Origin of the sequence: Candidatus Thiosymbion oneisti (assembly GCF_004359955.1) — a bacterium.
In the GTDB taxonomy this organism is placed as follows: Bacteria; Pseudomonadota; Gammaproteobacteria; order Chromatiales; family Chromatiaceae; genus Thiosymbion; species Thiosymbion oneisti.
The window spans coordinates 1-16,153 of the sequence record NZ_SMSC01000007.1 but is presented as its reverse complement, the minus strand read 5'-3'; the positions used below and the strand labels follow the sequence as shown (position 1 = coordinate 16,153).

11 protein-coding genes and 1 pseudogene are annotated in these 16,153 nt (G+C 60.8%); 10 read left to right on the top strand and 2 right to left on the bottom strand.

The annotated features are described in order from the left end of the window. Positions 1–79 precede the first annotated feature (79 nt). Both E1958_RS05175 and E1958_RS05170 read right to left on the bottom strand, forming a co-directional pair. Positions 80–463 carry a hypothetical protein gene (locus E1958_RS05175; protein WP_133510927.1) on the bottom strand — a complete coding sequence of 128 codons (384 nt, stop codon included), beginning with the start codon at positions 461–463 and terminating at the stop codon, positions 80–82. A gap of 77 nt (positions 464–540) precedes the next feature. Then, positions 541–966, bottom strand: coding sequence for a type VI secretion system amidase effector protein Tae4 (locus tag E1958_RS05170; protein WP_133510926.1), 426 nt, complete (start codon positions 964–966; stop codon positions 541–543). Between the two features lie 374 nt (positions 967–1,340). Here E1958_RS05170 and miaA point away from each other — a divergent pair, with 374 nt between their 5' ends. The 10 genes and pseudogenes from miaA to E1958_RS05120 form a co-directional block, all read left to right on the top strand. Beyond that, the gene (gene miaA / locus E1958_RS05165; RefSeq protein ID WP_133510925.1) at positions 1,341–2,294 is read left to right on the top strand and encodes a tRNA (adenosine(37)-N6)-dimethylallyltransferase MiaA; all 954 of its coding nucleotides are present in this window, start codon (positions 1,341–1,343) and stop codon (positions 2,292–2,294) included. 52 nt (positions 2,295–2,346) lie between these two features. Further along, the gene (gene hfq / locus E1958_RS05160) at positions 2,347–2,601 is read left to right on the top strand and encodes an RNA chaperone Hfq (protein ID WP_133510924.1); all 255 of its coding nucleotides are present in this window, start codon (positions 2,347–2,349) and stop codon (positions 2,599–2,601) included. Between the two features lie 404 nt (positions 2,602–3,005). Next, complete coding sequence (gene hflX, locus E1958_RS05155) at positions 3,006–4,319, top strand: ribosome rescue GTPase HflX (protein ID WP_133510923.1); 1,314 nt, start codon at positions 3,006–3,008, stop codon at positions 4,317–4,319. A 625-nt stretch (positions 4,320–4,944) separates the two neighbouring features. Further along, positions 4,945–6,114 (top strand): FtsH protease activity modulator HflK, encoded by a 1,170-nt coding sequence (gene hflK / locus E1958_RS05150; protein WP_133510922.1) that lies wholly within the window; start codon positions 4,945–4,947, stop codon positions 6,112–6,114. Continuing rightward, a pseudogene (gene hflC, locus E1958_RS05145) lies at positions 6,111–6,968 on the top strand (protease modulator HflC); the annotation flags it as partial. The gene hflK and the pseudogene hflC, both read left to right, overlap by 4 nt. 308 nt (positions 6,969–7,276) lie before the next feature. Next, on the top strand, positions 7,277–7,462 hold the full coding sequence (locus tag E1958_RS05140; protein WP_133510920.1) for a DUF2065 domain-containing protein: 186 nt from the start codon (positions 7,277–7,279) through the stop codon (positions 7,460–7,462). Between the two features lie 169 nt (positions 7,463–7,631). Continuing rightward, a complete protein-coding gene (locus E1958_RS05135) occupies positions 7,632–8,816 on the top strand; it encodes an ATP phosphoribosyltransferase regulatory subunit (RefSeq protein ID WP_133510919.1) in 1,185 nt (394 codons plus the stop codon). Between the two features lie 318 nt (positions 8,817–9,134). Beyond that, the gene (locus E1958_RS05130; RefSeq protein ID WP_166664592.1) at positions 9,135–10,613 is read left to right on the top strand and encodes a Fic family protein; all 1,479 of its coding nucleotides are present in this window, start codon (positions 9,135–9,137) and stop codon (positions 10,611–10,613) included. 268 nt (positions 10,614–10,881) lie between these two features. Then, positions 10,882–12,177 (top strand): adenylosuccinate synthase, encoded by a 1,296-nt coding sequence (locus tag E1958_RS05125; RefSeq protein ID WP_133510917.1) that lies wholly within the window; start codon positions 10,882–10,884, stop codon positions 12,175–12,177. A gap of 731 nt (positions 12,178–12,908) precedes the next feature. Beyond that, the coding region (locus E1958_RS05120; RefSeq protein ID WP_133510916.1) for an nSTAND1 domain-containing NTPase at positions 12,909–16,153 on the top strand (3,245 nt) is incomplete at its 3' end.

Sequence of the window (16,153 nt, the reverse complement as noted above, 5' to 3'; positions counted from 1 at the left end):
ATCGCCAAGCCTCAGCGGACCCCCGCCGCGCGCTACCACCGAACCCACTGCCACTCTCACCGGGGCAGCCGGCAGCACTTCAGTCCCGAAAACTTTCCGCAAACTCCCAATATCGTTTGCGGTCAACGCCTTCATCACGGCACCAGACGCCGCCGTCTGCGACCTGGTCGACAGCCACGAGCTGACCTCGGTCGATAATGATACCTTGAGCTTTCTCAGCGCACACAATGCTCGGGTCCAGTCCGAATGAATTGCGCGTCTCCTCGTTCAGAGATGTTCCAATGACAGCAAATATGCGATCTACAGAAAACTCTGGGAAACTTTCAATAAGAAGCATCCCCTCCATGCGCTGAAAATAACACGGTAAGCCCACATCGAGCTCAAGTAAATAGTTGTCCGGCAGAACCTTCAGAACACATTTATCGCCTGCTTCGGCCAGCAGAAGACGCTGGTCTGCGATCATTACCTCGTCCAGTGGGCTATCGGCACTCCATAGAGGGTACAGGCTACCTGTAAACCATAAGAGACAAAATGATCCGATTATGGAAGCTCCCAGAACCAGACCTCTTTTCCCCGTGCGAACCATGATCTATCTCCACCTTTAAGATGCGAACCGTTCCAGACGTCGATGTGATCGCCGGCACCCCATCCGTCCTTGATGAAAACCACTCCTTTTTTCTTTACGAAATCTTTGTAGGTCACCTTTTTATAGACACTATGGGTACCGAACAGCACTGACTGACGGACCATCCAGTTTGCCAACTCTTCGGCGCGCAAAATATGTCTCGGTTCATGTTTTAGACCCGGATAGCACCACAGACCATTGAATGACTTTAGATTGACGCCCGCACGCCGGAGTGCTTCACCCATTCTTACCGCGCACTGGTCTTTGAACAGCTTGGTATCGCAGGATCGATTAGGATAAGGATGGCTACCCCAAAGTTTCCAAAAGGTAACAGTTGCCATTTATCTCTCCAAAAACTTGTTTCCAAAGGTATCTCTCTGATCTTAGCATAGGGTACCTTGGAAAATACGATTTTGGCGCTCGTTCCCACGCTCCAGTGCCTGCCTGTGCGTCCCTGCACGCAGAACAGGTGGGAACGCTGTCTTGTCCGCTCCCGCGGATTCAACTCCTCTGTACTGATCGGCATTGGCTGTTAGCCGACCGAGGCGCTTAATCGACGCTGGAGCGTCGGGATCTGCTCCCACGCTGGAGCGTGGGGAGCCAGCCGAACTAGCCCGTAGGTTGGGTCAGGCCAGGGATGGCCGCCACCCCACGGAGGTGGCTAGCATACGGCGGATGGCGCAAGCTTATCCGCCCTACGCGGGCTACAGACTAAATGTCGACATACCCTGGTAACCCTCCGCTGGTCGTCGCACTCATGGGTCCTACGGCCTCGGGCAAGACGGACCTGGCAGTGGCGCTGGCCGCGCGCCTGCCCTGTGACATCATCAGCGTGGATTCGGCACAGATCTACAAGGGCATGGACATAGGTACGGCAAAGCCCGGCCCCGAGGTTTTGAAAAAGGCCCCCCACCGGCTGTTGGACATCTGCGACCCGAGCGAATCCTACTCGGCCGCCCGCTTTTGTACGGACGCCGAGCGCGAGCTGGCACAGATCGTGGCCGCGGGCAGGATTCCCCTCCTGGTGGGCGGTACCATGCTCTATTTCCACGCCCTACAGCAGGGCCTATCGCGTCTTCCGGAGGCGGATGGCGCGGTGCGCGCCCGGCTCGCCGCCGAGGCAAGCGCGGAGGGTTGGGCGGCGCTTCACCAGCGCCTCGCGGCGGTCGATCCGGCAGCGGCGCGGCGCATCCATCCCAATGACCCCCAACGCATTCAGCGCGCGCTCGAGGTCTATGAGCTGACCGGTCACCCCTTGAGTCAGTTGACGGGGAGGCATCGCCGCCGGGTGCTACCTTATCGCTTCCTGAAGCTGGCTCGTGCGCCCGCGGAGCGGGCTATCCTGCACCAGCGTATCGAGCGGCGGTTCCTGAACATGCTCGAGCTTGGGTTCGAGGCGGAAGTGCACGCCCTGTGGGCGCGGGGGGATCTGACTTTGGAGCTGCCGTCCATGCGCTGCGTGGGCTATCGGCAAATGTTGAAATACTTATTTAGTGAGTATACCTTTAGGGATATGGTGCAGCGCAGCATTAGCGCTACGCGGCAGCTCGCGAAACGCCAGCTTACCTGGTTGCGATCCGAGTCCGATGTCCATTGGATCTGTGATCGCTCCGATCAGGGTGAGCCAGTCGATCAGGCATTGCGCCTGATAAGGGTGGAAATCAGGTAGCTGCTTCGGATTGGCCGTTCAGGTACCGCTACAACAAAAAGGAGATGAAGCCATGTCGAAGGGGCAGAATCTGCAGGACCCGTTCCTCAACGCCTTGCGTAAGGAGCGAGTCCCCGTGTCCATCTTTCTGGTGAATGGAATCAAGCTCCAGGGGCAGGTCGAGTCGTTTGATCAGTTTGCCATCTTGCTGAAAAACAACGTAACCCAGATGATCTACAAACATGCCATCTCCACCGTCGTTCCTTCGCGCAACGTCAAGCTGCCGCCGGTTTCGCTCGAAGGCCAACCGGCGCCCGACAAGGGGTAGTACACTAGTACCGAAGCACCGATAGCATGGGAATCACTTGTTTGCCGCAAATGAACGCCAATGAACGCCAAATCGGTCGCAAAGGATCACATGATCTTTTCTGTCCAGGGATGACGCAGCTTCTCAAGCAGCTATTTGGTTAAAATGGATCCCAGTGTCCAGCGTCGTGTTGGGTTACGGCGCGTTCAAGACCGTGCCCTCCGCGGCGTTTCCCCACGCGCCTAACCCAACCTACACGCGAGACAAGGTCCGCGCGGGCCGATAGCATGGCGGGCGATCCAGGGGTAGGTTGCGTTAAGAAGTCGGCACCGGCGCCACCATAGATCAGCGAGCCTTTATGCGTCGTAACGCAACACGTCCGGTCCCCCAAGCAGCGCCGAATCATTCAGGGTTGCTGAGCGACCATGTTTGAGCGCCCCGCTACCGGTGAGCGGGCGGTGCTCGTGCACGTGGATATCGGCACTACCGGTGACCCCGAAGCGCACGTGGAGTTTCGCCTGCTCGCGGAAGCGGCGGGGGCACAGGTTGCGGGTTGCGTAGGCGGTTTCCGCCAGGCGCCCGATCCACGTCTGTTCATCGGCCCCGGCAAGGCGGACGAGCTCAAGGCGCTGATCGAAGCCCAGGGGGCGGAGCTGGTGATCTTCGAGCATGGGCTCTCCCCCGCACAGGAGCGCAATCTGGAGCGTCACCTCCGGTGCCGGGTAGTGGATCGGACCGGGCTCATCCTGGATATCTTTGCGCAGCGTGCGCGTTCCTTCGAGGGTAAGCTGCAGGTGGAGCTGGCGCAGCTGCGTCATCTCTCGACGCGCCTGGTGCGTGGGTGGACCCATCTGGAGCGCCAGAAAGGCGGTATCGGTCTGCGCGGACCGGGCGAGACCCAGCTGGAGTCGGATCGCCGCCTGATCGGCAAGCGCATCGCCCAGCTCACCAAGCGGCTGGAGCGTATCGTCTCCCAACGTGCCCAGGGCCGCCGGGCGCGGGATCGGGCCGCCCTGGCGACGGTCTCGCTGGTCGGTTACACCAACGCCGGAAAATCGACCCTCTTCAACCGGCTGACCCGGTCCGCCGTCCATGAGGCCGACCAGCTGTTCGCGACCCTGGATCCGACCCTGCGCCGGTTGTCCCTGCCGCATGGGGCGACGCTGATCCTCGCCGATACGGTCGGCTTCATCAACCGTCTCCCGCACGCGCTGGTGGCGGCCTTTCGTTCCACCCTGGAAGAGACGCGGACCGCGGATCTGTTGCTCCATATCGTGGATGCCTCCGGTGCGCGCCGGGCCGGCTGCATCCTGGACGTACAGGAGGTACTGTCGGAGATCGGGGCGGGTGACATACCGCAAATCCAGGTCTTCAACAAGATCGATCAGCTGCCCGACACCGAACCGCGCTTGGAACGAGATGCCCAAGGACGGGTAGGGCGGGTTTGGATCTCGGCCCGCAGCGGGGCCGGGATCGATCTGTTGCTCGCTGCCTTGCGCGAGCACTTCCATGAGGAGCACCTCCACCAGTGGATCATCCTTGGTCCCGAAGAGGGGGCGTTGCGGGCCTGGTTCTTCACCCACGCCCAGGTTCTCTCGGACCAGGCGACGGATCAGGGTGGCTGGGAGCTGGAGGTGATGGTCCCCAGGATCGCGCTCGACCGTTTGCTGAGCAAGGACGAGTCCCTGTCAGAGCGGCTGGTGGGCGAGCGCACGGAGCTTGCGGTTACCAGCGGGTGACGAGTTCCTGGGGCAGGGTGGCAATCCTGAATGAGTTGGCGCTGTTTGGAGGGAAAAGATCCCTCCGGCGTCGGGGCCAGTTTGACGTGTTGCGTTCGACGCCCAAAGGTTCGTTCATCTATGATGGCGTCAGTGCCGGCGTCTTAACGCAACCTACACCTATATTACCGCCCATGCTGCCTGCCCGCGCGGACCTCGCTTGGGGTGTAGGATGCGGTGAGCGCGGAAGATCTTTCAGGATAGCACTGCCGGGCGGCGCGAACCGCATCAATAAATGGGCCCGTGCCCAACACCCGGGTTGGGCACGCCCAGCGTCCACAGATGCGGTTCGCGGCCTGTCTGCCCCGTCCCTGGAGCGGTCGGTAAGCAGTGAGCCGCATCATTGAAGGAATCTGTTGGCCCGCGCAGACCTCGCGTTGGGTGTAGGTTGCGTTAGCCGCGCGCGAAAACGCTTGGGGGGGCACGGCGGGGAACGCGGCGTAACGCAACCCGATGCGAGGATCCGTTTTAACCAAACAGCTTCTAAATCTAAAATGGGTATACAATGGTCCCCCTGATGATGGCCCGACGGTAGCAGCTTGACGACCGAGCGGCCGGTACACTTTCAAAGATAGTTGGAGCGCTTATGGCCTGGAATGAACCGGGTGGTGGGAACAAAGACCCGTGGAGTGGGAAGGGTCCGGATCAGGGACCACCGGATCTGGATGAAGTGGTGCGTAAGCTTCAAGAACGCCTCGGCGGGCTATTCGGAGGGCAGGGCCGGCGTGGATCGGGCAAGTCCGATGGCGGTGGCGGCTCACCGGGAGCGGGGGGCGGTATCAGCGGTAATGCCGTCATGCTTGGGGCAGCGGTCTTGTTCGTTGTCTGGCTGGCATCAGGCATCTACATCGTGGGGCCCGCGGAGCGCGGCGTCGTGCTGCGTTTCGGTGCCTATACCAAGATCACCGACCCCGGACCCCACTGGCGGATTCCGTATCCGATCGATGAGGTGCGCAAGGTCAATGTGGACGAGATTTCCTCTTTTACCCACAAGGCCGCCATGCTCACCAAGGACGAGAACATCGTCGACGTGGAGCTCACCGTCCAGTCCCGCATCCAGGATGCGGCGGACTACCTCTTCCAGGATCAGTCCCCGAAAAAGACCTTGCGCGACGCCACCGAGACGGTGGTGCGCAAGACCATCGGCGGCAGCCGCCTGGACTTCATCTTGACCGAAGGGCGCAGCGCCGTCGCCACGACCATCCGTGAGCGTGCTCAGAGCCTGATCAACCAGTACAAGACCGGCTTGGAGATCACCTCGGTGAACATGCAGCCGGCCAAGCCGCCGGAGCAGGTCAAGGAGGCCTTTGACGATGCCATCAAGGCGCGGGAGGACAAGGAACGCCTGGAGAACAAGGCCGAGGCCTACGCCAACGAGATCCTACCCCAGGCCCGCGGCGAGGCCGCGCGCGTGCAGGCGGATGCCAAGGCCTATCGAGACAAGGTGGTAGCCGGTGCCGAGGGTGAGACCGCGCGCTTTCTTGCCCTCCTGGACGAGTACGAGAAGGCACCTCAGGTAACCCGCGAGCGTCTGTATCTGGAGACCATGGAGCAGGTCCTCGGCGGGTCCAACAAGGTCCTCCTGGACGTCGAGGAGGGAAACAGCCTCATGTATCTGCCCCTCGACCAGCTGATCAATGCGGGTAGCCGCCAAGGCCAGTCGGGAAAACAGCAAAGTCCCATTTCAGCGGCTGCTCAGGAGCCGGAGTCGGCACCCCAGCGTAAGGTAATTCGCGAACGGAGGTCTCGGCGATGAATCGAGTCAAGATGCTGGCGCCCATCGGGCTGATCCTGGCTGCCCTGGTGATCTATGCCGCGACCTTCACCGTCAATCAGTGGGAGGTGGCCATCAAGCTCCGCCTCGGTGAGATCGTCGACAGCGAATACGCACCTGGGCTACATTTTATGGTCCCGGTGCTGAACAACATCAAGAAGTTCGACGGCCGCATCCAGACCCTGGATTCCCGGCCCGAGCGATTCCTGACGGTAGAGAAGAAGGACGTGATCGTCGACTCCTTCGCCAAGTGGCGCATCACCAACCCGGGGCAGTTCTTCCGCTCTACCGGTGGTGACAGCGGGCGCACCGCCAGGCTGCTCTCCGAGCGTGTCAATACGGCACTGCGTGACGAGTTCGGTAAGCGCACCATTCAAGAGGTGGTCTCGGATGATCGTCTGGAGCTGATGCAGATCCTGACCAAGAAGGTGGATACCGACGCCGCCGAGCTCGGGATCGAAGTAGTGGACGTCCGAGTCAAGAAGATCGATCTGCCGCCCGAGGTCAGCGAGTCGGTCTATCAACGCATGCGCGCCGAGCGCGAACGGGTGGCCCGGGACTTGCGCGCCAAGGGCGCGGAGGCCGCCGAGCGCATTCGTGCCGATGCCGACCGGCAGCGGACCGTGATCCTGGCCGAGGCCTACAAGGAATCCGAGCAGCTACGGGGTGAGGGCGATGCCAAGGCCACGGAGATCTATGCCAATGCCTTCAACCAAAATCAGGACTTCTTCAGTTTCCACCGCAGCCTCAATGCCTACCGCAATACATTCGGACGGGGCGGGGATGTGATGGTCCTGCAGCCGGAGTCGGATTTCTTCCGTTATTTCAAGGAGAAGGTCCCAGCCGGCATCGGTATTTCACCGGCCTCGGGCACGCACCCCGCTTCCGAGTCTCAGCCGGCGGAAGAATCTGCGTTGCAGCCGCAGACCGCCGTCCCGATGCCTGAACTAGGGCAAGTCTCCACGCCGGCGCCGATTGCCATGACACCACCGGCGCGTGAGCGTCAGCTACTGCCACCGGCGACGGCTGTTGCACCTGGAGCTGCGTCTAGGGTTACCCCCACGACTTTCTCCGAATAGCTCGCACTCCGCACGAATATCGGCGTTCAGGGCCCTGCGGTATGCTTGGAGTCGGATCCTAAAGGATGTGGCACGATCTGCTCGTCGCCTTTGCATTGCTGTTGGTACTCGAAGGTGTCTGGCCCTTCCTGAGCCCGGATAGTCTGCGGCGCACCTTACTTCTGATGACCGAGCAGGATAGCCGTTCATTGCGGGTTACCGGTCTGGTGAGCATGGTGGTGGGCGTCGTACTCTTGTATGTGGTGAATTAAGGCGATTTCTGTCAAATGAAATACCGTCTCGTCCGTCTGCTGGGTTGCGGCAACAGTTACGGAGTCCACTATGCACCGGTTGCCGCGCCTGGCAGACGAACGATGATCTTGTGCAATTCGGGGCACAATTCGGTATTCCAATTTTCGCCAATCGCCTAAGGGCCAGAGCATGCGGGAGGAACGCTGGCTGTTACCCGCCGGGATCGAGGAGATCCTGCCGCCGCGGGCGCAAGTAATGGAGTGTTTGCGCCGCGAGTTGCTGGATCTTTACCGAAGTTGGGGTTACGAATTCGTTATCCCGCCGTTCGTCGACTATCTTGACTCCCTGCTCACGGGTACCGGCCAGGATCTGGACCTCAAGACCTTCAAGTTTACCGATCAGCTGAGCGGCAGGATGCTCGGCGCGCGTGCCGACATGACACCGCAGGTAGCGCGTATCGATGCCCATCATCTGTGCAGTGACGTGCCGACTCGGCTCTGTTACCTGGGCACCGTGTTGCACACGCGGGCGGACGGTTTCGCCGATACCCGCAGTCCGATGCAGATCGGGGCGGAGATCTATGGTCATTCGGGCGTCGAGAGTGATGTGGAGATCCTGCGCCTGGCCCTGCTAACACTGGAAACGGTGGGCATCGAAGGTCTCTATCTGGATCTGGGCCATGTCGGCATCTTCCGCGGGCTCGCCCGCCAGGCGGGGCTCGATGGGCACCAGGAGATGGCCCTATTCGAGGCCCTGCAGCGCAAAGCCGTGCCCGAGGTCGAGGCCTTGATCGACGCGTACCGATTGGATGACATACAGGCGCGAATGATGCTGGCCCTGGCGGCGCTCAACGGCGACGATGCCCTGGATCAGGCAGCAACCGAGTTGGCGGCTGCCGATCCGCCGGTGCGAGCCGCCATCGATCATTTGCGACGCGTGGCCGAGGAGACGCACAAATGGCTGCCGGACGTGCCGGTGCACTTCGATCTGGCAGAGCTACGGGGCTACCATTACAAGACGGGCGTGGTGTTCGCCGCCTTCGTGCCCGGCTGGGGCCAGGAGATCGCGCGTGGCGGGCGTTACGACGACATCGGCCGAGTGTTCGGGCGGTCCCGTCCCGCCGTTGGGTTCAGCACCGATCTCAACTGCCTGCTGCGCTTAGGTACCGGTATCGACGAGCGTTACCAACGACCCCAAAGGGTATTTGCGCCCTGGTCATCGGATCCGGACCTACAGCGGGAGATCGAGCGTCTGCGCCGGGAGGGACGACAGGTGGTCACGGAACTGCCGGGGCAGGCTAAAGGCGCACGGGAGCTGGGGTGTGAAGCGCGCCTGGAGCGTGCAGACACAGGCTGGGTGGTGGTCGTGGCCTAGGATCTTTGACGGACCCGCATCTTTGGCAAATGAGTCGAGTTTGTGCGCCGCGCAAAAAACTCACGTCTCGTCGGTCTGAGGCAAAGCCTCGCTAGTGCAGCATAGTAAAAATACGGAGACCATTTCTTGCATTAGAACCACGGATGGACACAGATAAACACGGATTGTGATCTGTGTTTATCCGTGGTTCTTCGGTGCGGTTCGTTCTGGTACAAATCCAATTAACAAATGGCATTAGGATTTCTACTACGCTGCACTAGATCGTGTTGACATTTAGCCCATCGACATTTGATGGGCACTATTTTTCAATGTGATCTGATGTCTTACCAGCGAATCGACCCATTTCCCGAGGATGCCGCGACCTTCGGGTCATCCGAGCTCGATGCGCTCGGGAGGGTCTGGCGCGAAAAGAAAGAAGCATTACAGGGAACCGGTGTCTTTCAAGATTTCTTAACCAAGCTCCAGCGTGAATGGGCGATCGAAACCGGAATCATCGAACGCCTATACACCTGGGATCGAGGTGTCACGGAGGTCCTGATCGAGCAAGGGATAGACGCTAGCCTGATTGCCCACCGAGGCGGTGTCCGGCGTAATGAAGCGGATCACGTCAAAGCTCTGATCGACGATCAACTCTCTGTTATCGAAGGGCTCTTTTCCTATGTAAAAGGGGAGCAACCATTAACCGAACATTTCATACGGGGGTTACAGGCACAATTCACGAGCCACCAGGATTCTACTGAAGCCTTGACCACAGGTAGGGATGTGGTAAGGGTTCCGCTCGAAAAGGGGATCTATAAGACACTTCCCAATAACCCGAGGCGGCCGGATGGTGAGATTCACGAGTATTGCCCACCGGAATTCACCCAAGAAGAAATGCAGAGCCTTATTCAGTGGTATCGCGAAAGCGAAAGTAGGTTGCCCGTCGAAGTCAAGGCGGCCTGGTTACATCATAGATTCGTCCAAATTCATCCGTTCCAGGATGGCAATGGCCGAGTAGCACGTGCCCTGGTCTCGTTGGTTTTCTTGAGAGAGGGTCTGTTTCCGCTGGTTATCCGCGATGCCGACCGGCAAGCGTATATCGGTGCGCTCGAAGACGCGGATCAGGGGGACTTAAAACCACTGGTTGCAATGTTTGCGAGACGACAAAAAGAGTCGATACTACAGGCCCTCGGCTTGGAACAGCAAGTCCAACAGAATAGGTATGCCGATCAGATCATCGGTTCTGCGTTGGAAGTTCTGAAAGATCAGCAGACAACGGCTCGCAAGCGAGTAGGGCGTGTTTACGATTACGCGGACGAGTTGGTCACCATAGCGGATGCAAGAATGAGGGAATTGGCAGAATCCTTGGATAGCCAACTGCGCAAACTGACGCCCCCGGATCGAGACACCTATCAGGCCTATTCGGATTCGGCGCGCAACGACTCGCCGAAAAAACACTACTTCTATAATCAGATCCTAGAGGTTGCGCAGAAATTCCACTATTTTGCCAACCTCGAACGATACCGTGCCTGGATTCGGCTATCCATCAAAACCCAAGAGCATTTTGAATTCATTGTGAGCATTCATGGCTACGGACACAATGATACCGGCATCATGGTCGCATCCGCGCTCACGGATCGGCGCGTCGAGAAAGAAGAGGGAGGCACCGAACCTGTCCAGGTACAACCGGCGTCGGTGGACCTGTTTCAATTCAATTATGCCGAATCGCCGGACGACACAAGGCAGCGTTTTTGCGACTGGCTCGAGAGCACCTTGGCAATAGCCCTGAGTGAATGGAAGCGGCTTATATCGGCCTGATACTTTCTGCCGGCTCCCACGCTCCAGATAGGGATGTTGGGTACGCCCGCTGTCCGTGGTGGGCTTTGCCCAACCTATATAGCCTCGATTGACGTAGGGTCCGCTGTGCGGACCTTCCCATATGTCAACCGCTGATGGCGAGCCGATTGCGAGCGATTTGCGTCTATTTACGTTCATTTGCGGCAAAAAGAATTTCCATGAAGATTGTTTCCGGATTTACCCAGGGGTACCAATACCCCATTTCGGCATCTTTCGGGTGGTATTGATCATGGGAAAAAACCTGGTCGTGATCGGGACCCAGTGGGGTGACGAGGGCAAGGGCAAGGTCGTGGATCTGCTGACGGATCGGGCAGCGGCCGTGGTCCGCTTCCAAGGCGGACACAATGCAGGGCACACGCTCGTTATCGATGGGAAGCAGACCATCCTGCACCTGATCCCCTCCGGGGTCCTGCGCGAGGACGTGCAATGTATCATCGGCAACGGCGTGGTGCTGTCGCCGGGGGCCTTGCTGGAGGAGCTGCGCATGCTCGAACGGAGCGGCGTAGCGGCGCGCCGGCGGCTGCATATCAGTCCCGCCTGTCCCCTGATTTTGTCCTACCACATCGCCCTGGATCAGGCGCGGGAACGCGCCCGCGGCAAGCAGGCCATCGGGACCACCGGTCGCGGTATCGGGCCGGCTTACGAGGACAAGGTATCGCGGCGGGGCCTGCGTATCGGGGATCTGCTCGATACCAAAGGCTTTGCCGAGAAGCTGCGCGAGGTCATGGACTACCATAACTTCGTCCTGGTGCATTACTTCAAGACCGAGGCGGTCGATTATCGGGGCGTCCTGGATGCGGCCCTCACTCAGGCGGAAGCGATCGCCCCCCTGATCGAGGACGTTCCAGGCCTGCTCCAGGCCCTCGGTCGAGCGGGCAAAAACCTATTGTTCGAGGGGGCTCAGGGTGCCCTGCTCGACATCGATCACGGCACCTATCCCTTCGTGACCTCATCCACCACCACCGCCGGCGGGGCGGCCAGCGGCAGCGGTATGGGGCCGCGGAACCTGGACTATGTCCTCGGCATCGTAAAGGCCTATACGACCCGGGTCGGCGCCGGTCCCTTCCCCACCGAGCTGTTCGATGCGGACGGGGCCCATCTGGGCGAGGCCGGCCGGGAATTCGGCGCCACCACCGGACGCAAGCGCCGCTGCGGTTGGCTCGACATGGTAGCCCTTAGACGTTCACTCGACATCAACAGTGTGAGCGGTATCTGCATCACCAAGCTGGATGTCCTTGACGGCCTGCGGACGATCAAGATCTGCACCGACTACGAGCTGGACGGCCAGCGGCTGAACGCACCACCGACCACCGCGGACGCCCTGAGCCGATGCCGACCACACTATTTGGAGCTCCCCGGTTGGGAGACATCGACCCTGGGCGCCAGGTCCTACGATGCACTGCCACAGAACGCCTGCAGCTATCTGGCTAAGATCGAGGCGCTTTCGGGTCTGCCCATCGATCTCATCTCCACCGGACCGGACCGCGCGGATATCATCATCAAGCGGCATCCCTTCGATGCCTGAGTCGAGACGCGGCCAGGTTACCGGAGTCTAAGTAAACCTGTGTACAAAATTTGGGGTAGTGGCTGAAGTATCCCCACAAATCAGCCTCTGGCTCCCACGCGAGACTGTGAAGAATTCGTTTTTCCCGGAAGTGGTGGGATGGAAGCCACCATATTTCATCACTAAATTCTGTCTCATATAGGTTTAAAGTATTTTCGGCCTAAAGTAGGATAATTATGTTGTGCTGTCCGCGAGCCGAAGTCCATTATGCTGCGATGCCAGCTGAGGTCGTCTGAACCGCTCCAGCGTCATGAAACCTTGGCCGCTGGAGCGGCCACAACGGCATTCCCACGCTGGAGCGTGGGAACGAGCCAAATGGATCCGAGCGTCGGGTTGCGTTACGCCGCGTTCGGCGCCGTGCCGGTCCGGGCGCGGTCCTGGGTTATTTGGCGTTGATTGTTGGCGATGCATCCGTCTCCAACACCGGCTTTGCGGCCAGGGGAAAGCGCCGTCGCCGCGGCGCGCGTAGCACTCAGAGCCCGGATTCCCGGCCAACGCGGTTGCTATTCCCCGTCGCTGAGGTTCGATTCGGTCGCGCCGCTTTGCCGGCGCACTCCAAAGCAGTCCGGAATCCATAAAGAGCCACTCAGGATTGCTGTGCGACCTAATCATTCAAACTCCCACTGTTTTTGCCATCCCTGGTACTAGATTCCGGCAATCCCTGCCGGAATTTAGAACACCACCAAACTGCCATGCCTTCGTCACCGACCGATCCGACTCCAGCGCCGGCTCAGGATGCACCCCAGCTCTTCATCAGCTACAACTCCCGCGATCATGACCAGGTGGCGGCCGTGCGCGAGCAGTTGCGTGCCCGCGGCATCTCCAGCTTTCTCGACCGTGAGCATCTGATCAAGGGCCTGCCCTGGCCCGAGGCACTGGAGCGGGCCTTGACCCAGGCCGCGGCGGTGGCGGTCTTCCTGGGGCCGCACGGGCTCGGCGATTGGCAGCGGCGGGAGATGGGCTTCGCCCTGGATCGCCAGGCCCGGGAGGAGGGGACCGGCGGGGCCTTTCCCGTCATCCCCGTCCTGCTCCCCGGCGCCGATCCGACCGTCGGATTCCTGTTTCTCAACACCTGGGTCGATCTGCGCCGGGAGCTTTTAGATCCCCAGGAGCTCGCCGGCATCGTCCGCGCCATCCGCGGCGAAGGGATTGGACGCCAACCGAGCGCAGCTCGCGTCGATGTCTGCCCCTATCGCGGCTTAGAGATCTTCCGCGAGCAGGACGCCGCCTTTTACTATGGCCGAGAGGCATTTACGGAGCGGCTGGTCGAGGCCGTGCTCAGCCGCAATCTGGTCGCCGTGGTCGGTCCCTCGGGCAGCGGCAAATCCTCTCTGGTCCAGGCCGGTCTGTTACCCAAGTTGCGCCGGCAAAGGCCGCCGAATCCGACCTGGGACGCGGCCACCTTCACCCCCGGCGAACGCCCTGATCACCGCCTGGCCGCTGCCTTGCTGCCGCTCCTCGAGCCGGACCTCGGCAAGACCGACCAAGAGATCCAGGCCACCAAGCTCGGCAAGGCCCTGGCCGGGGGCGATGCCCATCTGGAATCCATCGTCGAGCGGCTCCTGAAGGAGGCCGCGGGCACCGATCGCCTGCTGCTGGTCGCCGACCAGTTCGAAGAGCTCTTCACCACCACCCCGGACGTCCACCGAGGTCCCTTCCTTGATCGGCTGTTACAGGCCCTGGAACGCGCCCCGCTCACACTGGTAGTCACCTTGCGGGCGGATTTCTACGGTCATGTCCTGAGTCTCAGTCGAGCATTCGCCGATCGGATCGAGCAAGGGGGGACAGTCAACCTGGGTCCCATGACCCGAGACGAGCTGGCGCGCAGCATCCGGGAGCCCGCCACCCAAGTCGGTCTGCATTTCGAGCCGGGCCTGGAGGACCAGATTCTCAGTGATGTAGCCGAGCAGCCCGGTAATCTGCCCCTGCTCGAGTTCGCCCTCACCGCACTCTGGGACAAGAGAAAGGGCGATCTGATAACCCACGCCGCCTATCAGGCCAGCGGCGGTGTCAGTGGCGCGATCGCCACCCGCGCGGAATTCGAGTACGACCGGCTCTCGCTGGAGCAACAGCAAATCGCCCGACGCCTCTTCACCCGACTGGTGCGGGCCGCGGCCCCGGAAGAGGGCAATCAGGACACCCGCCGCCGGGCCCGGTTCGCGGAGCTGGAGCCGGGCGCGGAATCCATCGTGCGTGGCTTGACCAAGGCCAGACTGCTGGTCACCAGTAACGACGACCCGAGTGTCTCGACTGCCGAGACCGAACCTGAGGCGGATGATCCGACCACTAACCAACAACCGACGGACACATCCGGACAAGGCCCCAGTGTCGAGATAGCCCACGAGGCCTTGATCCGCAATTGGGAGCGACTGCGCGGCTGGCTCAACCAAGACCGGGAATTCCTGCTCTGGCGCCAACGGCTGGATCAGGCCCGGACCCAGTGGGAGCAAGTAGAGAAGGACCCAGGCTCCCTGCTACGGGGCGCGGTACTCACCGAGGCCGAACACTGGTTGCACGAACGGCCCGCGGAGATCAATGCCGGCGAACGGACGTTCATCCAGGCCGGTCTGGACCAACGCACTCGCGAGCAACAGGCGCGTGAGCGGCGGCGCCGAAGACTGCTTGTGGGCATGGCCGCCGGACTCCTGATCGCGGTCGGGACCGCCCTCTTTGCCTTCCTACAATGGGACCGGGCGGAAATCCAAGCGACGTTAGCGCGTGAACAAATGGAGCGTGCCGAAACCGAATCCACTAAGGCACGCAAGGCACAATCAGAAGCCGAAGAACAGGCCCGGTTGGCGCAAAAGGGTGCCTGTAACAGCCAACTAGCGCGGGTTTCGGATCTGTGGCGGCGTGATCCAGACCAGGCCCTGGGCCTGTTGAAGGACAAAGACCGGTGCCCGATCGAGCTACGCGATTTTACCTGGCATTTCTTTTACCGCCTGTGCAGGAAGCGGGATATCGCCACCTTCCAGGACCACACCGGCCTGGTTCGTTCCGTGGATTTCGCTCCTGATGGCCGGATACTGGCCTCAGCGGGCAAGGATAAGACCGTCAGACTGTGGGATGTCGAGACCGGCCAACTACGCGCCGCCCTCCAGGGCCACACCGATTCGGTTACCTCCGTAGCGTTCGCTCCCGATGGCCTTAGTTTGGCCTCGGCGAGCCGGGACGAGACTATCAGGCTGTGGGATACCGAGACCGGCCAGCTACACGCCCGCCTCCGGGGTCGCAATGGCCCGGTTGACTCGGTGGCATTCACTCCTGACGGCCGGACTCTGGCCTCGGGGAGTTGGGGCGGCTTCATTGATCTGTGGGATACCGCGAGCGGGCAGTTGCGTACCACCCTCCCGGGCTCCATTGATTTGTCTATCTTCGCGGGTGTGACCTCCGTGGCCTTCAGCCCCGACGGTCGTAGCCTGGCCTCACCAAGCTGGGGCAAGACCATTAAGCTATGGGATGCCGAGATCGGCCAGCTACGCATCACCCTCGATGGCCATACCGACGCGGTTTGGTCCGTGGCGTTCGCTCCTGACGGACGGACCCTGGCCTCGGCGAGCAAGAACGGCACTATCAAGCTGTGGGATGCCGAGACCGACCAGCTACGCGCTACCCTCCAGGGCCACGCCGACTGGGTTTTCTCCGTGGTCTTTTCTCCCGACAGCCGGATCCTGGCCTCGGCGAGCCGGGACAGGACCATCAGGCTGTGGGATGCCGAAACCGGTCAGTTGCACGCCACCCTCCAGGGCCACACCAGCACAGTTTATTCCGTGGATTTTGCACCCGACGGACGTATCCTGGCCTCAGCGAGCGCGGACGAGACCGTCAAGCTATGGAATGCTGAGACAGGTCAAGAGCATACCAATCTCCAGGGTCACACTGACGTGGTTCGCTTCGTGGCGTTCGCTCCCGACAGTCGGATATTGGCCTCGGCGAG

What these genes read in the sequence shown, in the direction of transcription:
- E1958_RS05175 (WP_133510927.1), bottom strand. Translation starts at nt 463, where the DNA reads ATGATCGCAGACCAGCGTCTTCTGCTGGCCGAAGCAGGCGATAAATGT.
- E1958_RS05170 (WP_133510926.1), bottom strand. Translation starts at nt 966, where the DNA reads ATGGCAACTGTTACCTTTTGGAAACTTTGGGGTAGCCATCCTTATCCT.
- miaA (WP_133510925.1), top strand. Translation starts at nt 1,341, where the DNA reads ATGTCGACATACCCTGGTAACCCTCCGCTGGTCGTCGCACTCATGGGT.
- hfq (WP_133510924.1), top strand. Translation starts at nt 2,347, where the DNA reads ATGTCGAAGGGGCAGAATCTGCAGGACCCGTTCCTCAACGCCTTGCGT.
- hflX (WP_133510923.1), top strand. Translation starts at nt 3,006, where the DNA reads ATGTTTGAGCGCCCCGCTACCGGTGAGCGGGCGGTGCTCGTGCACGTG.
- hflK (WP_133510922.1), top strand. Translation starts at nt 4,945, where the DNA reads ATGGCCTGGAATGAACCGGGTGGTGGGAACAAAGACCCGTGGAGTGGG.
- E1958_RS05140 (WP_133510920.1), top strand. Translation starts at nt 7,277, where the DNA reads ATGTGGCACGATCTGCTCGTCGCCTTTGCATTGCTGTTGGTACTCGAA.
- E1958_RS05135 (WP_133510919.1), top strand. Translation starts at nt 7,632, where the DNA reads ATGCGGGAGGAACGCTGGCTGTTACCCGCCGGGATCGAGGAGATCCTG.
- E1958_RS05130 (WP_166664592.1), top strand. Translation starts at nt 9,135, where the DNA reads ATGTCTTACCAGCGAATCGACCCATTTCCCGAGGATGCCGCGACCTTC.
- E1958_RS05125 (WP_133510917.1), top strand. Translation starts at nt 10,882, where the DNA reads ATGGGAAAAAACCTGGTCGTGATCGGGACCCAGTGGGGTGACGAGGGC.